Here is an 18,004-nt window from a genome sequence, read left to right as displayed (position 1 = left end):
TTGAAACTCCGCGCGCAGCCGCCAAGGACGCGCGGCCTTCGGTTTAGGACAGCGGTCAGCGGCGCATGCGATATCGTTTCGGGGACTGCACGCTCGACACGGATCGCCGCGAGCTTTTACGAAACGACCAAACCGTCCAGATCGGGCCGCTGCCTTTCGACCTCCTGGTCACTCTCATTCGCTACCGCGACCAAGTTCTCGGCAAAGACCGGCTTCTGAAAGAACTTTGGGACGGTCGTGTCGTCAGCGATGCCACGCTGAACTCGCATCTCAAGGCTGCACGCGCCGCCATCGGTGACAACGGCGAAGAGCAGAAGCTCATCCGGACGTTCAATCGCAAGGGTTTCCGCTTCGTCGGCGAGGTCGAGGAGCAACCTGACGCCACCGAGCCGGAGCAAATCCCCGCCGAATCTCAAGCCGAAACTGCGCCCGTCCGCCATACGGTGCCGCTCGCCGCGCCGGCAGGCTGGTGGCAGCGCAACCGCCGGATCGTCGGCGGCATCGCCGCGGTTATCGCCGCCCTGATGCTGGTCGTCGTTTGCGTCATCGCACTCTGGCCGGAGCCTCCATTCGATGCGGCCCGCGTTCCTCTTGCGACAGACGTGGTGCGCCTAGAGCTCACGAGTTACGCCTCGCGTCCGAACCACAAAGCCATCGCGCTGACCGCCTCGCGCGCCTACGTGGCGGATCGCCAGGCAAACCGCGACGAAGCACAGCGCGCCGCTCTATCTCTGTGCGAAAAAGACGAACGTCGTCCGCGCAACGCGCTTTGTCTCCTCTATGCCAGCGGCACGACCGTGGTCATGCCGGCGGCGTTTCAAGTGCCGCTGGAAGATTTGCGCACGCGCCCTTTCGCTCCGCTTGAGGTTGATCGCCTCACATTTTGGTCCGAGCGCGACCGAAGCGTTTTGCGTGATCGCGAAATCCCTGAGCGGCTTTCGCGCGTGATCTTCGTGTCGTCGACAGGGCAATGGTATCGCTCGATCCGCCGCACCTACACGGAAGCCTATCGGGTCGGCTTCGACGTGTGCCGCTATCTGTGGCGCCGCCCATGCTTCATCCTCGCCATCGACGATCAGACCACCGTCGAAGTCCCGCGCTCGCGCAAGGTCGTCGGATATTTTCTGCCGGCGTCCGACGAGGCAATCCCTGCAGCCCAGCGCGATAAGATCGCGCGCGCTTATGCGACGCTGGGATGGCGCGCCGTCGCGCAGGGAAAAACGCAATGGCACGCTATCGGCAGCGCAGCCGACGAAGCCGCCGCGATCGATGGTGCGATGAAGAAATGCGGCAGTGCCGATCAGGACTGCCGGCTGGTTGCGATCGGAAACTTTCGCGTCTCGGACCCATAACGAGGCGTAGAAACGATGACGGCAGCCCGCTGGCCCGGACTGCCATCACCTCGGTCGCTAACGTCTTGGCGTTATACGACGTGCCAGTCGGCACCGAGCGTGGTTGCGCCGGTGATCGCTTCTTTCGACAACACGGTGTTGCCGTCCATCTCCCAAATCTTCGTCGCGCCGCTCGTCTCGTGGCGCCACAGAAGATCGGCATGGCCATCGTTGTTGTAGTCGCCGATGTCGGTGACGTGCCACGCGCTCGACGCTTCCTTGCCGATCGTGACCTTCGAGTCGACCGTGGTGCCGTCCATCTGCCAGATCTGGACGCTGCCGTCCGTCTTCTGCCAAACAAAATCGTCGTGGCCATCGGCGTTGAAGTCACCCGAGCCGACATAGGCCCAGTCCTTCGTCACATTGCCGATCGTCTTTTCGAGCGTCTTGGTGCTGCCGTCCATCAGCCACACCTTCACGTCGCCCGTGTTGGTGTTGCGCATCAAGACGTCGGCTTTGCCGTTGCCGCTGATGTCGGCCGCGTCCTCGACGAGCCAGCCGGTGCCGGCCGAACCGACGACACCCTTCGACACGATTTTCGAGCCATCCATCTCCCACACCGAAACCTTGCCGGTGTCGGTGCTGAACAGGATGTCGGCCTTGCCGTCCGCGTTGAAGTCGGCAACCGCGACGACGTGAGAGCCGGCGTCGGCCTTGCTGGCGAGCGTAACCTTGCTCGTCGCCGTGCTGCCGTTCATCTGCCAGAGCTGGAGCGACCCGTCGCTCTTCTCCCACAGAACGTCAGCCTTGCCGTCGCGGCTGAAGTCGCCGACGCCTGCCACATCCCAGGTCGAGCTCATGCCGGCGATAGCCTTCGCCAGATTGACGCTGGAGCCGTTCATCTGCCACGTCGAGATTTCGCCGGTTTTGTCGTTGTGGAAGAGAATGTCGGACTTGCCGTTGTCGCCGAAGTCGCTGACGGCGCGCGCCGTCGTGCTGACCGTCAGGGCCTTTTCGGTCGACCAAGCTTGGCCGTCGAAAGCCTTGATGGTGATCTTCTCGGAGTCGACGGTCGCGCCGGCGACATACTTCACCTGGTCGAGATCCTTCGCGTTGACGATGATCCAGGTGTCGGCCGCTTGAGCTTTTCCATCGATGACGATCTTGCCGCTCGCCGTGCCGCCATCCTTGAAGGCGTACTGCGTGATCGTTCCGTTGCCATCCTTGTCCGTTGCGGTGAAGAACGACGCGAGCGACTGGGTATCGTGGGTGTCGACGCTGAAGCTCTTCACGGTCACCACCGGAGCAGTGTTCGCTGCCGGGCCCGCCGAGTCTTTCAGGCTGCTGAAGTCGACAATCTTGCCGCCAAAGCTCACCTTCTCGACATTGACGATGGTGTCGATGCCATCACCGCCGACCTTGTCTTCGATGATGGCTTTGCCACCGGCTTGCAGCGTGATCTTGTAGTTCGACTGCGCGCCGCTGAAGATCGCCATGTCGACGCCGTCACCGCCATCGATCGTGTCATTGCCGCCGCGGCCTTCGAGGGCGTTGTCGCCCTTGTTGCCCGTGAGGGTGTTCGAGCTTCCGTTGCCGGTGCCGTTGATGTTCTGGACGCCGAGCAGACGGAGGTTCGTTGCGCCTGTGCCGAGGGTCGCGTTGGCGTTGGCGTAGATATCTGTGCCGTTGACAAGGTCGACCTTGGCATTGAGCGAGCCGGCTTCGACCGTCGCCGAGATGTCCTTGCCGCCTTGCGTGAACGTCACCTTGAAGGTGCCGCCATCTTCGGCGACGGACCAGCCACCGCCTTCGCCCGTCGAGTCGGTGCCGATCTGGTTGCCGGACTTATCGAAGACTTTGACGGTGGTGCCGGCGACGCCTTCGCCGAGGCTGTAGAATTTATCAACGACGACCGTGTCGTTGTAGACGGCGCCGGTCAGGAACGACTTCGCGCTGTTGGCGCCGAAATTCTCGGTCATCACGTAGTGACCCAGAATCCCATTCGGTGTCGGGCTCGAGGTGAAGGACGCTCCAACGCCAACCTCTTTGAGATCCGGATCGAGGTAGGTGACGCGGTGTCCGCCCTTGTCGCCAATGATGCCTTCACCGAGATCGTTGAAGAGACCAAGGTGATTGTCGGAAGCCAGCTTTTGCGCCAGCTGCTGAGGAGTGAACTGCCCTTCCCAGTTTGCAACGCCGAAATTCTCGTTACGAGCAGCCGTGTTGTTGAGGTAACCGGCGGCCGCGATACGGGACGTCGGCGTACCGTCGCCGATGCCATCGTGATTAAAGAGTTGGTTGGCCACCATGAAGTTCGTGTGGCCGGTCGCGGCCGCAGCGAGCTGGTCGTTGCCGGCGAGGACTTGCTTCGGCGCATCGCTGATCGTCGGGAGCTTCGTCGTGTCGATGCCCTGATTGAGCGAGGTCAGGCCGGCGTCACGCATCTCCTGCAACGGATCCATGCGAGCGCGGTTGATCATTTCGATGTGCAGCTGATCGAGCCCAGTAGCTTTTGTCATTGGTCCCTCCGGTCCGCTTTTGCGGATGCGCTTTCTGCGCTGGTTGCGATGCCAATAGGTCGCGGGAGGGACAGAGTTGGTTTGATGTCCGCCGGAAACGGCTATCCGGCAGACATGCAACGAAATCAAATACTTAGTGGATTTTCACGGGACGCTTGCAGCAAATCTCCATGAAATTTCCAGCCGATTCTAGCCGCTGCACAACGCGGGAATCGTCCCCCGCCGGCTTGAGCCGATTTCACGGAAGGCCTGAGGTCAATTCACGTGCGCGCGGTGGCCAACCCGGACTAGGCTGCTGTAGCCATCCTGGGAGGACACCATGGCGTTGACTGGTGGATGCTATTGCGGAGCCGTCCGCTACGAGGCCGGCGGCAAGCCGCTGCTCAAAGCGCAGTGCCATTGCCGCGCCTGCCAACATGTCAGCGGCGGCGGACCGAACCTCTTCATGCTGGTCAAACCGGACGAGTTCCGCTTCACCAAGGGCGAGCCGAAGACCTTCAAGCGCCCGGACCTTGAGAACGCAGTGACACGTGAGTTCTGCGCCGAATGCGGAACCCATCTGACGACGCGGCGGCCCGGCCTGCCCGCCGTCGTGCTCAAAATCGGAACGCTCGACAATCCGGCCGACTTCGGCGGCCCCGCGATCGCGATCTTTACGGGCGAGATGGCGCCGTTCCATCACATCCCGGACGGTATGCCGGCGTTCGAAGCCTTGCCTCCGGGGCGATCATAGCTCCCGGCGGAACTTCGCTTCGGGTACCGGGTTATGGACCTGCTGACAATGCAGGAATAACGCCCATGGCCAAGACCGCCGCGAAGACCGCAAAGCTTCATCAAACCAAAAACGGCTTGAAGGGAAATGCCCTCAAGGTTTCCCTCACAACACTGCAGGAAAGACTGGTGGACGGGATCGACCTCGCCCTAGCGGTCAAGCAGGCGCACTGGAATCTTAAGGGTCCCGGCTTCATCGGAATCCACAAGATGCTTGATGGTTTTCGTGACGAGCTCGACGAGTTCAACGACACGGTCGCGGAACGCATCACGCAGCTTGGCGGTACGGCGCGCGGCACGACGCAGGCCGTCGGGTCGGAAACCAATTTGTCGCCGTATCCGCTGGACGTTTACGCCATCGCGGACCACCTGGCGGCGTTGATCGATCGCTACGCAGCCTACGGCAATGCCGTGCGCAAGAGCATCGATGAAACCGACGATGCCGGCGACAAGGGCACGGCCGATTTGTTCACCGATGTATCACGCGCCGTCGACAAGCAGCTCTGGTTCTTAGAAGCGCATGTGCAGGAGCCGCAAGGCAACATGCGCGACGGCAACAGCTAACGTTAGCTTAGCTGAAATCAAAACGCGCCGCTCGGTGGACATCCTCGGCGGCGCTTTCTTTGAGCGGAAATCAACATTCTTCCGCGAAAGCAGGGCGAATGGCCGACCATGTCGCGACCCCCACAACGATCATCAAGATCATTCCGAGAGAGCCGATATCGCGGTCTGGCATTCTGCCGGCAATGACGAGAGACAGGTGTATCAGAAGCAGTCCGACGGCGCCGGCGCATACGCCGACCGAAATGAGAATCGGTTTTGATCGCGCGCGTGGAAAGAGAAAGCGCGTTAACATCATCGCAACGAAGCCCATAAGATATCCCGCGACGATGATCGGCAGGACATCGTACAGCCAGATGTCTCGCTCCTGCAGCGCATGACCCTCTTGGACGAGCCGCGCCGTAGGCCATTCGAACAACCAGATGAAAGTTATCGTCATGGCTCAGAGCAAACCCGTGCAGAACACAGCCGCGGTTGCAGTGTAAGAATTATATGGGTTTGACGATGCTAAAAGTGGCTTCTTCATTGGCGACGCTCCTGGAGCAACGCGCGTAAGGGTCTCCGCTTGGTCGCTGATGACGGTCGCTAAGTTCAACCAGACCGCAATTTTGTCTGGCCATCCAGTCGCGTTGCGAGCCATACCGCCGAACTTTCAATTCACTTCGATCTTGTTGTCGGCGATGACCTTCTGCCACTTCGCTTTCTCGTCGACGAGAAGTTTGGCGAACTCGTCTGGTGTGCTTGGCCATGTCTCGAGCCCCATCGCGCGGAAGGTTTCCAGCAGCTTCGGCTCCTTCAATGCTTGCGCGACCGCCGCGTTGAGACGCGCGACGATGTCGGGCGGCGTGTTCGGCGGCGCGAAGACACCCCACCACGATGTCGCCTCGAATTGAGGAAGCCCGGCTTCCGCGATGGTCGGAATCTCCGGCGCAATCGAGGTGCGCTTCGCCGACGTCACGGCAACAGCTTTCAGCCGTCCGCCCTGCACTTGCGCCAGCGACGATGGCAATTGGTCGAACATCAGGTCGACCTGCCCGGCGACGAGATCGTTCAGCGCCGGCCCGCTGCCCTTGTAAGGCACGTCGAGCCACGTGACGTTCGCCATGCTCTTGAACATCGCCGCGTTGAGCAGATGCATCGTCGCGCCGGTCGCAACGTTGAGTTTTCCGGGGCTCGCTTTCGCGCGCGCGATCACGTCGGCGACGGATTTCGCATCGAACGCATTGCTGGAGACGAGAATATTCGGCGACTGCGCGACGAGCGAGATCGGCTGGAAATCTTTCGACGGATTGTACTTGATCGTCTTGTAAAGCAGCGGGTTGATCGCGTGCGTGCTGGTCGTGCTGAGGATCAATGTGTAGCCGTCCGGCGCCGCGCGGCTGACCCCTTCGGTGCCGATCGCGCCGTCCGCGCCCCCTTTGTTTTCGACGATCACGGGCTGGCCGAGACTGGTGCGCATATGCTGCGCGAGCACGCGCGCGATCAGATCGGACGAGCCGCCCGCCGCGAAAGCGACCACTATCGTGATCGGCCGCGTCGGATACGTTTGCGCCGATGCGGCTTGCACGGAGAACAGCGCAAGCGCGAGCGCTAGAATTTGGGGGAGCATGGTTCCTCGCCTCTTTTTGTGATTGGGTCGAACGCTATCAAATTCTTTGCCTTCGCTCCAAACACGAAAAAGAAAATGACCGAACGCCGCTTCGAAACGCCTGCCGGCCTGTGCGACACGCATATGCATTTCTATCTGCCGGAATTTCCGGCCGTAGCGGGCGCGCATGTTCCGTCACGTGGTGCGGTCGAAGACTACGCAGCGCTCCGTACCAGACTCGGTATCGATCGGGTCGTCGTCGTGCAGCCGACCGGCTACGGCTTCGACAATCGTTGCACGCTCGCCGGCATGGCGTCGCTCGGCCGCGATGTCGCGCGCGGCGTCGCGGTTGTGCGTGACGACATCGCCGACAGCGAGCTGAAGTCGCTCCATGCGGCGGGCATACACGGGCTGCGCCTCGCGATGATCAAAGGTGGCGCAATCGGTTGGCAAGAGGCCGACGCGATCGTTCGGCGCGTGCAGTCCGTCGGCTGGCACACGCAGCTCCAGCTCGATGGCTCGCAGCTCCCCACCCACGAGAGCCAAATTCTCGGCTGGCCCGGCGAGATCGTCGTCGATCACATCGGCCGCTTCGAAGGCGGGGTGACGAAAGATCATCCGGCGGTGCGCGCGCTGCTTCGCTTGCTCGACACCGGCCGCGTCTGGCTCAAGCTCTCGGCGCCGTATTGGGGCTCGCGTTCCGGGCCGCCGCGCTACGACGACATGGCGGACCTTGTTCACCTCTTCGTCGCGGCCGCGCCGGATCGCATGGTGTGGGCGACGAACTGGCCGCACCCGTCGCTGGCGACTCTGCCGGACGACATGATGCTGCTCAATTGCTTGGCCGACTGGGTTCCGGACGAGGCAATCCGCCGGCGCGTGCTCGTCGACAATCCGGCAAGACTTTACGGTTTTCCGAGCTGAGATAAAGCCGAAAACAAAAACCCTCCGGCGTTTCCGCCGGAGGGTTTTTTCTTGCGGCAATGCCGGATCGCTCACGCGATCGGTCGCTTACGCGATCATGCGATAAGCCGGGATCGTCAAGAAGTCCTCGAACTCGTCGGCAAGCGAGAGATCGGTGAACAGCTTGATCGCTTCCGGGAAGCGGCCCTTGTCGTAATAGTCGGCTCCGAGCTCATCGCGCACTTTCGCCATCTCTTCGTCGATGGCAGCGCGGAAGAGCTCCGGCGTCGCTGTCGCGCCGCCTTCGAGTTCGACGCCGTACTTGATCCACTGCCAGATCTGGGCACGCGAGATTTCGGCCGTCGCGGCGTCTTCCATCAGGTTGTAGATCGGCACCGCGCCGCGGCCACGCAACCACGCCTCGATGTATTGAACACCAACGCGCATGTTGTGGCGGAAACCCTCTTCGGTCTTCGTGCCTTCGTGGATGTGCAGCAGGTCGTCCCGCGTCACATGCACATCGTCACGCAGCTTATCGAGCTGATTCTGCTGCGGCATCATGCGGTCGAACACTTCCTTGGCGACCGGAACGAGATCCGGATGCGCGACCCACGTGCCGTCGTGGCCGTCGCGCGCTTCACGCTCCTTATCGGCCTTGACCCGCGCGAAGGCTTCGTCGTTCGCCTGCGGATTGTTCTTGACTGGGATCTGCGCCGCCATACCGCCCATCGCGAACGCGCCGCGATGGTGGCAGGTCTTGACCAGCAGCGCCGCGTAGGCACCGAGGAAAGCCTTACCCATCACGACCTGACCGCGATCCGGCAGGATGTAGTTCGGGTTCTTCGCCAGCTTCTTGATGAAGGAGAAGATGTAGTCCCAGCGGCCCGCATTGAGGCCCGCGATATGCTCGCGGAGTTCGTACAGGATCTCGTCCATCTCGAACGCGGCCGTCAGCGTCTCGATCAGCACCGTGCACTTGATGAGACCGGTCGGCAGGCCGAGCTGCTCCTGCGCATAGACGAACACGTCGTTCCACAGACGCGCTTCCTGATGCGACTCGAGCTTCGGGATGTAGAAATACGGACGCGTGCCCTGATCGAGCAGCGTCTTTGCGTTGTGGAAGAAGTAGAGGCCGAAGTCGAACAGGCCGCCGGAGATCGGCTGGCCGTCGATCTTCAGATGCGCCTCTTCGAGATGCCAGCCACGCGGACGAATGATCAGCGTCGCGGTCTTCTCGCCGACTTTGTACTCTTTGCCCGTGCGCGGGTCCGTGAAGTCGAGCTTCCCGGCCCAGCGGTCCTTCATGTTGATCTGGCCCTCGATGTTGTTGGACCAAGTCGGCGAATTGGCGTCCTCGAAGTCCGCCATATACATGTTGGCGCCGCAGTTCAGCGCGTTCACGACCATCTTGCGGTCGACCGGGCCGGTGATCTCGACGCGACGGTCGAGCAGATCGGCCGGGATCGGCGCGACCTTCCAGTCGCCGTCGCGCACGGTTTGCGTCTCGGCGAGGAAGTCCGGCAGTTCGCCGTCGTCGAAGCGGGCCTGACGCGCGACGCGCTCCTTCAGCAGCGCCTTGCGGCGGCTGTCGAACTTGCGGTGCAGGCCGGCTAGGAACTCCAGCGCATCGGCGGTGAGGATCTCGTCGTAGCGATCTCCCAACGGGCCCGAAATCGCGATGCCGCCCTTCTTGGGCTTGCGCGTTGCGGTGACGGCCGGACGGCGCGCCGTGCTGGCGCTGCGTCCGCTCGCGGTGCCGCGCGGCGCCCGTGCAACGGCGCCGACGGCGCTGCGGCCGGACGGACGTGCTGCGGAACGCGGCTTGTTCGACGGCTTGGCAGCCACCTTCGGCTTCGCAGCCGGTTTGGCGGCCGGCTTAGCCGCGGCCTTCAATGATTTCGGAGCAACCTTTTTGGCGGCGACCTTCTTCGGCGCAACCTTTTTGGGAGCTACTGTCTTGGGAACTACTTTCTTGGGGGCGGCTTTCGCCTTGCCGGCGCGCGCCGTTGCCTTCTTCGCGGCGGACTTCGCAGCCGGCTTCTTGGCGGCGGAGGTCTTCGCGGCAGGCTTCTTGACGGTTTTCTTCGCCGCCTTCTTGGCTACCTTCTTGGCTACCTTCTTGGCCGCCGGCTTCTTTACAGCCGACTTTTTGGCCTTCGGCTTGGCGGACTTCTTCGCAGCGGCTTTCTTGCCGCCGGCAGCCTTCGCTGTCAGCTTTTTCATCTTCTTGGGGGCCGCTTTCGCAGCCCCCTTCTTCTTCGAACCGGCTTTCTTACCGGCCCGACGCTTACCCTTGGCCATCAATCAAATCCTTATTTCTTCAAAAGGCTCGCAGCGGACTCGAGCCATCCCATCGGCTGGATCGCAGCGGTCTTCTTTGCAGGGGCCTTGCGCTTGGCAGCCTTGCGCGGAGCCGTCTTCTTGACGACGCGAGCGCGGGCAGCCTTAGCGGGCTTGCGCTTGGCAGCTGCCTTCTTCTTGGCCGGAGCCTTGCGAACGGCCTTCTTTGCAGAAGCTTTCTTCGCAGTGGTCTTCTTCGCTGCGGTCTTACGCTTCGGCGCTGCGCGCTTTGCCGTCTTCTTGGCTGCGGGCTTCTTTGCAACCTTGCGCGTCGTCTTCTTGGCTGTCTTCTTCGCCGCCGGCTTGCGCTTAGCGGTGGTCTTGCGCGCAGTTGCCTTCTTCGCCGCCGCACGACGAACCGGTTTCTTACGCGTCGCTTTCTTAGCTGCCATGGATTGATCCTCCTTGTTTCCCCACGGGTCCGATCTAGCACTTCACGTTGTTATGCGCACGAAGAGAAGTCTTCGACACCTGTCACGCGAACCACCAACACAACACGTTCACGATCACTTCGTTCACGCTTTAGTGCAGGACACCGTTTGTCAGCGGAGAAACTTTCGCACGGTTTTCAAATTTTATCAAAGCGTCGGGCGTCGGACCGCCGTTAGCCCAGTCGAGAAGTTCGACCGTGTGCACGATCGGAACGTCTGTGCCTTGTGCAATTTGAAACATGCAACCGATGTTTCCGGTCGCGATGATGTCGGGCGATGTGCGCTCGATGTTCGCCACTTTGCGGTCACGCAACACGCGCGAAATCTCCGGCTGCAGCATGTTGTAAGTGCCCGCCGAACCGCAACAAAGATGCGATTCCGCAGCTTCACGCACGGTGAAGCCGGCGTCTTTGAGCAACTGCTTCGGCGGCGTCAGAACGCGCTGCCCGTGCTGCAGCGAACAAGCCGCGTGATACGCGACGACGATGTCGCTCGCCGGTGTGGCCGGTTCGATCTTCAGCGCGACGAGATATTCCGAAATATCTTTTGTAAGCTTAGCGACGCGCGCGGCTTTCTCCGCATATGCGGCATCATTGCGGAACATGTAGCCATAATCTTTGACCGTCGTGCCGCAGCCGGACGCCGTGATGAGGATCGCATCGAGGCCGCCGCGCTCGATCTCGCGCGTCCAAGCGTCGATATTCTGCTTAGCCTGCGCGTGCGATTGCGCTTCGCGCCCCATGTGATGGACGAGCGCACCGCAACATCCCTCGCCTTCGGCCAACACGACCTCAACGCCGTTGCGTACGAGCAGCCGGATCGCAGCCGCATTGATCTGCGGCGCCAGCACTTCGTTGGCGCACCCCATCATGACGGCGACGCGCGCACGCTTCTCGCCTTCAGGCGCAAAAGTCGCCGGGCCTTCGTAAGGCGAGCGGTTCGGCAAGACGTCGGGCGAAAGACCGACCATCGCGACCATGCGCTGGAAGAGACCCGACCAGCCGAGCGCCGTAGGCACCACTTTGCGAGCGATCGCGGTCTTCACGCGATGGCGCCATGGGATCAGCGACGCGAGCTTGAAACCGCGCCCCGCGAGCCACCCGAGCGCCACCATGGCGCGGAAGCGCCCACGATACGGCAGCGTCATCGCCAGCATGTCGCGCACGATGCGGTCGCGCCATGGGCGCTTGTAGGTCTCTTCGATATGCGCGCGGGCATGGTCGACCAGGTGCATGTAATGCACGCCGGACGGACACGTCGTCATGCAGGCGAGGCACGAGAGGCAGCGGTCGATGTGCTTGACCTCTTCGTCGCCGGCCGGGCGGCCGTTCTCGAGCATGTCCTTGATGAGGTAGATGCGTCCGCGCGGTGAATCGAGTTCGTCGCCGAGCAGCACGTAGGTCGGGCATGTCGCGGTGCAGAACCCGCAATGCACGCAAGCGCGCAGGATCTTGTCGGCCTCCGCGACATTCGGATCGGCAAGTTGCGCGAGGGAGAAGTGCGTTTGCATGGCTTAAACCCCCGCATACATGCGGCCCGGCCCGAGCACGCCCTTTGGGTCGAAGTTCTCTTTGATGCGCTTGCTGAGCAACGCGACGCCGGCATTCTGCGGATCGAAGACGTCGACTGCGGCGCGGACGGAGGCCGGCGCGCGGATCAGCGTCGCGTGGCCGCCGACTGCCGCGACCGCGCGGTGGACGATGCTCGCACCCGCTGCCGCTGCATCGATCTCGGCCCAGACCAGACCACCCGCCCAGTCGAACAAAAACTCCGATTTCGGAGCGGCGGCACGAATGCGGTGCGCGAGATCGGGGCCGCTCATCGGCGGCACTGAGATGCGCCACAGCGCGCGCTGCGTGCCAGGCTGCGCCGCGAAGGGAAGCGCATCGCGTATGCCACGCCAAAAGTCGCGCGATTCCTGCTCAGTCAGCACCAGCGCCGCCATTGCGCCGAGCAGAGTCTCGACGATCGCACGGCGATGTGCAATCGACGGCGGCACGCCTTCGAGCCGCAGTGCCGTGACGGAGCGCCCAGCCGCGACAGCAATCGAGAGCCGGTCGGCAACGCCGGCGGGCACGAAAGCGGCGGCGGAGACTTCGCCGGCCGATCCCATCGCGATGTTCAGCAGGCGCACGGCGGCGACGTCATCAAGACCGAGAACCACGATCGTTGCTTCCGTCTCGGCGCGCGGCAACACTTTCACGGTGACGTCGGTCATCACGGCGAGCGTGCCCCACGATCCCGCCATCAGCTTCGACAGGTCGTAACCCGTGACGTTCTTCACGACGCGTCCGCCGGATTTGAATGTCTCGGCGCGGCCGGACACTGCCGTAAAGCCGAGGAAGTGATCGCGCGCAGCGCCCGCCTTGATGCGGCGCGGGCCGGACAAATTCGCCGCGATGACGCCGCCGATCGTTCCGGCGCCGGCTGGAAGCCCGAGCACCGGGCCGAGATCCATCGGCTCGAAAGCAAGTTCCTGATGAGATTCGGCGACGAGGCGCTCGATCTCGGCAATCGGCGTTGCGGCCTGCGCGGACAGCACCAGCTCGGCCGGTTCGTACATCGTGACGCCGGATAGCGTCGAGAGATCGAGTGTCAAATCCCACTGCGCGGGACGGCCGACCGTGCGCTTCGAGCCCTGCCCGATGATTTCAAGTGTCTGCGCGCCCGCCACGGCATCGCGGACGATGACCTGCACGTCGTTGGCGTCACGCGGTTTGAGTGTCGAGGTCATTGCAATGTCGCTCGGCAAAAGCTTCGACCCGCACCACAAACTCCGCTCACCCCCGCGAAAGCGGGCGTCCAGCAAGCATGCGGTAGCATGCAAAAGAAAGCCCCACACTTTGTGCGCCCTTCCGGGCGCGGGCTGGATACCCGCTTTCGCGGGTATGAGCGGAGATTGGAGCACCGCATCATCAAAACCGCGGGATGTCCGGGAACGGCACCTGACCGCGGCTCACATGCATGCGGCCGAGTTCGGCGCAGCGGTGCAACTGCGGAAACACCTTGCCGGGATTGAGCAGACCCTTCGCATCGAACGCGCATTTGAGCCGCTGCTGATGTTCGAGATCGACCTCGTTGAACATTGCGGGCATCAGATCGCGCTTCTCGACGCCGACGCCGTGTTCGCCGGTCAGGACGCCACCGACCTCGACGCAGAGGCGCAGGATATCGTTGCCGAAAGCTTCGGCCTGTTCGAGTTCGCCTTTGTTCGCATCGAATAAAATCAGCGGATGCAGATTGCCGTCACCCGCATGGAAGACGTTGGCGACGCGGAGACCGTGCTTGTCCTGCATTTCGCGCATACGCGCGAGGACGAACGGCAAAGCTTTGCGCGGGATCGTGCCGTCCATGCACATGTAGTCCGGCGAGATGCGGCCGACAGCCGGGAACGCCGCTTTGCGTCCGGCCCAGAACAAGAGGCGCTCTTCTTCCGACGTCGACACCTTCAGCGTGACGGCGTTGCATTCCTTCGCGATCGCGGCGACGCGTTCGAGCAGGTGATCGACTTCAGCAGCAGGGCCATCGAGTTCGACGATCAGCACGGCTTCGACATCGAGCGGATAGCCGCAATGCAGGAAGTCTTCGGCCGCGTGGATCGCGGGGCGATCCATCATCTCCATGCCGCCCGGAATGATTCCGGCGCCAATAATCTTCGCGACGCATTCGCCGCCGTCTTCTGACGTCGCGAAGCCGACCAGCACGGCGCGCGCCGTCTCGGGCTTACGCAGAATGCGCACGGTGACTTCCGTAACGACACCGAGCAAACCCTCCGAACCCGTCATGACGCCGAGCAGATCGTAACCGCCAGCGTCGAGATGCTTGCCGCCGATGCGGATCACTTCGCCGGTGATGAGCACCATTTCGAGGCCGAGGACATTGTTCGTCGTCAGGCCGTATTTGAGGCAGTGAACTCCGCCGGAATTTTCCGCGATATTGCCACCGATCGTGCAGGCGATCTGCGACGAGGGGTCCGGCGCGTAGTAAAAGCCTTCGCCTTCGACCGCGCGCGTAATGGCAAGATTGGTGACACCGGGCTCGACCACCGCGACGCGGTTTGCGTAATCGATCTCACGCACGCGATTGAATTTGCCAAGGCCGAGCAGCACGCCGTCTTCGAGAGGCAATGCGCCGCCCGAGAGGCCTGTCCCGGCGCCGCGCGGCACGACGCGGATGCCGTGCTCGTGGCAATATTTTAAAACTTCGGAGACTTGCTCGGTCGTATCCGGCAGAACCACCACCATTGGCGTCTGCTTGTAGGCATTGAGCCCATCCGACTCGAACGGCTTCATTTCTCGTTCGTGCGAGATGACACCCTCGCCCGGAACGATCGCACGCAACGCCGCTACGATCTCGTCGCGGCGCGACAAGACTTCGGCGAGCGGTGCGGGCATTGCGACGGACATACGGGGCGTGACCTCTTCTTTTCGTCACAATAGGCGAAACAGACCAGCTTAGCGAGCCCGCGCGCACTCTATAGTGAAACGAAATTGGGGCTCATGGCGTTGACAGGATTGTCATTCTAGGCAGATTTGCAGAGCGTATAAGGAAGAACATGCCGGATGCGGCATGCACATCAAGGAGCTGGAAATGCACAAGCTGGCCGCCGTCATCATTTCAAGCATCGCCGCATTCGCGGCAGCCCCCGCAAGTGCGCAAGATCTTTCGGCCGGCGAGAACTCGTTCAAAAAGTGCCTGCCGTGTCACGCGGTCGGCGAAGGCGCGAAGAACAAGGTAGGCCCGGTGCTCAACGGCCTCGTGGGCCGCAAGTCCGGCACCATCGAAGGCTACAACTACTCGGACGCCAATAAGAATTCCGGCATCACGTGGGATGAAGCGAGCTTCAAGGAATACATCCGCGATCCGCGCGCCCGTATTCCGAACACCAAGATGATTTTCCCGGGCATCAAGAACGAAAAAGAGGCGACTGACCTCTGGGCCTACATGGCGCAGTTCGACGCCGAGGGTAAGAAGAAGTAGCTGTTAGCTCGCTTCCGCGGCCGGCATCACGGACTGCACGACAAGGCCACGCGCACGCGCATCGACAATGCCGACACCGCGGAGGCCAAATAGCGCCAGCACGCGCACCGCGTCCTTTTCGCTCGCGGTCGGCGCGAGCGGCCCGACAAGGCCTTCCAGCAACGCACCCGTGAGTGCCGGCGCGGCCAGAGCCGGGTCGGTGTCGGCGAGATGCCCGCTCGCGCGCGCCGCGACGATGCGTTTCTCGAATTCGGCCACCAACTCTTTGCGGAACGCTTGCCGTGCCCGATCGATCTCGGCGTCGACCGGCTCCGAGAGCACGGCCCAGGCGAGGCGGCGGTGGCGTACAGCACGCGCCGCGAAGGTCACGATCGCGGCCGCAAGCGCGGACAGCGGCCCCGGCGCCGCGTCGGCGGCGTTACGCATAGCGGCGAGTTCGCTGTCGGCAACATCGGCGACGAGCGCTTCGACCAGCGCACTCTTGGAGGCGAAATAGCGATAGACAGTGCCCGCCGCGATCTCGGCCCTGTCGGCAACCGGCACGATCTGGACCGCGTCCATCCCCTGCTCGGCCGCGATGGCGCGGGCCGCATCGATCAAAGACTTATGCCGCGCCGCCAGGCGCTGTCGCACGCGTTCGGTCTGCCGGTAAGCCATGATTCGCCCCTTTTGAAAGAGCGAACCACGATTCAGAACAGATGAAAAGCCTCGATCTTCAACCTGAGCGTGCGTCCTAGCTTTTTTGCCTGGCGAGCGCCGTCTCGCGCAGTTTGTCGATCGTGGTCGACGGAGTGATCGCCTGCTGATCGACCTTCACGTGGATGATCGAAGGCTTGCCGGACTTCTGTGCGTCTTCGAGCGCCTTGGCGAAGTCCGCCGTCTTCTCGACCGTCGCACCGAAGCCACCGAAGGCGCGCGCGTAAGCCGCAAAGTCCGGGTTCTTGAGCGCGGTCGCCGAGATGCGGCCCGGATATTCGCGCTCCTGGTGCATGCGGATCGTGCCGTACATCGAGTTGTCCATCACGATGACGATGATCGGCAGATCGTACTGCACCGCGGTCGCGAATTCCTGACCGTGCATCAGATAGTCGCCGTCACCGGCGACGCACACGACGGTGCGATCCGGGAATGCGCGCTTCGCACCAACCGCCGCCGGCAAGCCGTAGCCCATCGAGCCCGACGTCGGTGCGAGCTGCGTTGCGAATTTGCGGAAGCGATAGAAGCGATGCACCCAGGTCGCGAAGTTGCCTGCGCCGTTGCAGATGATCGCATCGTCCGGCAGCGTCTCACGCAGGTGGATGATGATCTCGCCCATGTTGACGGCGCCGGGCACTTCAGTCGCCTTGTCGGTCCAGCCGAGATAACCGTCATGTAGGCGCTTAGCTTCACCGCTCCATCCGATGGTCGTCGGCGGCTGCACGCCTTCGAGCGCGGCGGCGAATGCGGTCGGCGAGGCGTTGATCGCGAGCGTCGGACGATAGACGCGGCCGAGCTCCTCGACGCCCGGATGCACATGCACCAGCGGCTTTTTCGGATTCGGAATGTCCCACAGCGTGTAGCCTTGCGAGGGCATCTCGCCCATGCGGCCACCGACCAGAATGACGAGATCGCTTTCCTTCACGTAGTTGAGCAACGTCGGATTCGGACCGATGCCGAAATCGCCCGCGTAGCAAGCGTGCGTCTGATCGAACAGCATCGCGCGGCGGAACGACGTTGCGACCGGGATCTGAAAACGTTCGGCGAAGCGCGCGACCGAAGCGCACGCATTCGGCGACCAGCGCGTGCCGCCCAGAATGACGATTGGCTTCTTCGCGGCCCACAGCATCTTCTGCAGACGCGCCATTTCGTTGAGGCCCGGATAGGTCTCGACGAGTTCGGCCGGCACGGCTTCCGGCACGTTGAGGCGCTCGGTCAGCATGTCTTCAGGCAGCGCGATGACGACCGGACCCGGGCGGCCTGATGTCGCCTCATAAAACGCGCGGGAGACGATTTCGGGAATGCGCGCCGGATCGTCGATCTCGGTCGCCCATTTCGCCATCGTGCCGAACACGGCGCGGTAATCGAGTTCCTGGAACGCTTCGCGCTCGCGCATGTCGCGGCCGATCTGGCCGACGAACAGGATCATCGGCGTCGAGTCCTGTTTGGCGATATGTACGCCGGCCGATGCGTTGGTCGCGCCGGGACCTCGGGTGACGAAACAGATACCGGGACGGCCCGTCAGCTTGCCGACCGCCTCCGCCATCATGGCGGCGCCGCCTTCCTGGCGGCAGACCGTGATGTTGATCTCGCGATCGTGGAAAGCGTCGAGGACGGCGAGGTAGCTCTCGCCCGGTACGCAGAAGGCGTGGTTCACCCCATTGGTGATCAGATGATCGACCAGCACTTCGGCGGCCGAGCGGGTGTTGTCCTTGCCACGCATCACTGTATCTCCGGAGAATATCTTGCCCCGGTTGTGCGTGGCATCGGCGCGAGAATCAAGTCACGCGGCAGGCCCGTCATTCACGATCGTCATGGCCCGCTTTATGCGGGCCATCCACGTCTTTACTTTGTCGGCTCAAAACGTGAATGGCCCGGACAAGC

15 protein-coding genes are annotated in these 18,004 nt (G+C 62.5%); 5 read left to right on the top strand and 10 right to left on the bottom strand.

The window, feature by feature from the left end:
• Window positions 1-65: 65 nt before the first annotated feature.
• Window positions 66-1,352, top strand: a complete 1,287-nt coding sequence (locus GJW30_RS04900; protein ID WP_096352387.1) for a winged helix-turn-helix domain-containing protein — start codon at window positions 66-68, stop codon at window positions 1,350-1,352.
• Between the two features lie 71 nt (window positions 1,353-1,423).
• On the opposite strand, the gene GJW30_RS04895 is transcribed toward GJW30_RS04900, so the two are convergent.
• Complete coding sequence (locus GJW30_RS04895) at window positions 1,424-3,850, bottom strand: FG-GAP-like repeat-containing protein (protein ID WP_096352384.1); 2,427 nt, start codon at window positions 3,848-3,850, stop codon at window positions 1,424-1,426.
• Window positions 3,851-4,169: 319 nt separating this feature from the next.
• Here GJW30_RS04895 and GJW30_RS04890 point away from each other — a divergent pair, with 319 nt between their 5' ends.
• Complete coding sequence (locus tag GJW30_RS04890; protein ID WP_096352381.1) at window positions 4,170-4,583, top strand: GFA family protein; 414 nt, start codon at window positions 4,170-4,172, stop codon at window positions 4,581-4,583.
• A 65-nt stretch (window positions 4,584-4,648) separates the two neighbouring features.
• Window positions 4,649-5,185 carry a DNA starvation/stationary phase protection protein Dps gene (dps, locus tag GJW30_RS04885; protein WP_096352378.1) on the top strand — a complete coding sequence of 179 codons (537 nt, stop codon included), beginning with the start codon at window positions 4,649-4,651 and terminating at the stop codon, window positions 5,183-5,185.
• 70 nt (window positions 5,186-5,255) lie between these two features.
• Here the strand turns inward: dps and GJW30_RS04880 are convergent, their stop codons facing one another.
• Both GJW30_RS04880 and GJW30_RS04875 read right to left on the bottom strand, forming a co-directional pair.
• On the bottom strand, window positions 5,256-5,621 hold the full coding sequence (locus GJW30_RS04880; RefSeq protein ID WP_096352377.1) for a hypothetical protein: 366 nt from the start codon (window positions 5,619-5,621) through the stop codon (window positions 5,256-5,258).
• Between the two features lie 213 nt (window positions 5,622-5,834).
• Entirely contained in the window at window positions 5,835-6,791 is a 957-nt protein-coding gene (locus tag GJW30_RS04875; protein ID WP_157746690.1) for a Bug family tripartite tricarboxylate transporter substrate binding protein, read from the bottom strand.
• 75 nt (window positions 6,792-6,866) lie between these two features.
• Here GJW30_RS04875 and GJW30_RS04870 point away from each other — a divergent pair, with 75 nt between their 5' ends.
• Window positions 6,867-7,694: an amidohydrolase family protein gene (locus tag GJW30_RS04870; protein WP_096358661.1), complete on the top strand. Its 828-nt coding sequence runs from the start codon at window positions 6,867-6,869 to the stop codon at window positions 7,692-7,694.
• A gap of 87 nt (window positions 7,695-7,781) precedes the next feature.
• Here GJW30_RS04870 and aceB read toward each other — a convergent pair whose 3' ends face one another.
• The 5 genes from aceB to GJW30_RS04845 form a co-directional block, all read right to left on the bottom strand.
• Window positions 7,782-9,974, bottom strand: a complete 2,193-nt coding sequence (gene aceB, locus GJW30_RS04865; RefSeq protein WP_245408661.1) for a malate synthase A — start codon at window positions 9,972-9,974, stop codon at window positions 7,782-7,784.
• An 11-nt stretch (window positions 9,975-9,985) separates the two neighbouring features.
• Complete coding sequence (locus tag GJW30_RS22535) at window positions 9,986-10,405, bottom strand: histidine biosynthesis protein HisIE (RefSeq protein ID WP_130364751.1); 420 nt, start codon at window positions 10,403-10,405, stop codon at window positions 9,986-9,988.
• Between the two features lie 130 nt (window positions 10,406-10,535).
• Entirely contained in the window at window positions 10,536-11,954 is a 1,419-nt protein-coding gene (locus tag GJW30_RS04855; protein WP_096352369.1) for a heterodisulfide reductase-related iron-sulfur binding cluster, read from the bottom strand.
• Window positions 11,955-11,957: 3 nt separating this feature from the next.
• The gene (locus tag GJW30_RS04850) at window positions 11,958-13,178 is read right to left on the bottom strand and encodes an FAD-binding protein (protein WP_096352366.1); all 1,221 of its coding nucleotides are present in this window, start codon (window positions 13,176-13,178) and stop codon (window positions 11,958-11,960) included.
• Window positions 13,179-13,359: 181 nt separating this feature from the next.
• On the bottom strand, window positions 13,360-14,850 hold the full coding sequence (locus GJW30_RS04845) for an FAD-linked oxidase C-terminal domain-containing protein (RefSeq protein WP_096352363.1): 1,491 nt from the start codon (window positions 14,848-14,850) through the stop codon (window positions 13,360-13,362).
• 184 nt (window positions 14,851-15,034) lie between these two features.
• Between GJW30_RS04845 and GJW30_RS04840 the strand changes: the two genes are divergently transcribed.
• Window positions 15,035-15,424, top strand: coding sequence for a c-type cytochrome (locus tag GJW30_RS04840; protein WP_096358659.1), 390 nt, complete (start codon window positions 15,035-15,037; stop codon window positions 15,422-15,424).
• 3 nt (window positions 15,425-15,427) lie between these two features.
• On the opposite strand, the gene GJW30_RS04835 is transcribed toward GJW30_RS04840, so the two are convergent.
• Entirely contained in the window at window positions 15,428-16,081 is a 654-nt protein-coding gene (locus GJW30_RS04835; protein ID WP_096352360.1) for a TetR/AcrR family transcriptional regulator, read from the bottom strand.
• Between the two features lie 76 nt (window positions 16,082-16,157).
• Entirely contained in the window at window positions 16,158-17,843 is a 1,686-nt protein-coding gene (locus GJW30_RS04830; RefSeq protein ID WP_096352357.1) for a thiamine pyrophosphate-binding protein, read from the bottom strand.
• Window positions 17,844-18,004 lie beyond the last annotated feature (161 nt).

Source organism: Variibacter gotjawalensis, assembly GCF_002355335.1.
Classification (GTDB): Bacteria; Pseudomonadota; Alphaproteobacteria; order Rhizobiales; family Xanthobacteraceae; genus Variibacter; species Variibacter gotjawalensis.
Note: the sequence above shows the minus strand (reverse complement) of the source record. Positions and strands in the feature narration are given on the sequence as shown.

What these genes read in the sequence shown, in the direction of transcription:
- GJW30_RS04900 (WP_096352387.1), top strand. Translation starts at nt 66, where the DNA reads ATGCGATATCGTTTCGGGGACTGCACGCTCGACACGGATCGCCGCGAG.
- GJW30_RS04895 (WP_096352384.1), bottom strand. Translation starts at nt 3,850, where the DNA reads ATGACAAAAGCTACTGGGCTCGATCAGCTGCACATCGAAATGATCAAC.
- GJW30_RS04890 (WP_096352381.1), top strand. Translation starts at nt 4,170, where the DNA reads ATGGCGTTGACTGGTGGATGCTATTGCGGAGCCGTCCGCTACGAGGCC.
- dps (WP_096352378.1), top strand. Translation starts at nt 4,649, where the DNA reads ATGGCCAAGACCGCCGCGAAGACCGCAAAGCTTCATCAAACCAAAAAC.
- GJW30_RS04880 (WP_096352377.1), bottom strand. Translation starts at nt 5,621, where the DNA reads ATGACGATAACTTTCATCTGGTTGTTCGAATGGCCTACGGCGCGGCTC.
- GJW30_RS04875 (WP_157746690.1), bottom strand. Translation starts at nt 6,791, where the DNA reads ATGCTCCCCCAAATTCTAGCGCTCGCGCTTGCGCTGTTCTCCGTGCAA.
- GJW30_RS04870 (WP_096358661.1), top strand. Translation starts at nt 6,867, where the DNA reads ATGACCGAACGCCGCTTCGAAACGCCTGCCGGCCTGTGCGACACGCAT.
- aceB (WP_245408661.1), bottom strand. Translation starts at nt 9,974, where the DNA reads ATGGCCAAGGGTAAGCGTCGGGCCGGTAAGAAAGCCGGTTCGAAGAAG.
- GJW30_RS22535 (WP_130364751.1), bottom strand. Translation starts at nt 10,405, where the DNA reads ATGGCAGCTAAGAAAGCGACGCGTAAGAAACCGGTTCGTCGTGCGGCG.
- GJW30_RS04855 (WP_096352369.1), bottom strand. Translation starts at nt 11,954, where the DNA reads ATGCAAACGCACTTCTCCCTCGCGCAACTTGCCGATCCGAATGTCGCG.
- GJW30_RS04850 (WP_096352366.1), bottom strand. Translation starts at nt 13,178, where the DNA reads ATGACCTCGACACTCAAACCGCGTGACGCCAACGACGTGCAGGTCATC.
- GJW30_RS04845 (WP_096352363.1), bottom strand. Translation starts at nt 14,850, where the DNA reads ATGTCCGTCGCAATGCCCGCACCGCTCGCCGAAGTCTTGTCGCGCCGC.
- GJW30_RS04840 (WP_096358659.1), top strand. Translation starts at nt 15,035, where the DNA reads ATGCACAAGCTGGCCGCCGTCATCATTTCAAGCATCGCCGCATTCGCG.
- GJW30_RS04835 (WP_096352360.1), bottom strand. Translation starts at nt 16,081, where the DNA reads ATGGCTTACCGGCAGACCGAACGCGTGCGACAGCGCCTGGCGGCGCGG.
- GJW30_RS04830 (WP_096352357.1), bottom strand. Translation starts at nt 17,843, where the DNA reads ATGCGTGGCAAGGACAACACCCGCTCGGCCGCCGAAGTGCTGGTCGAT.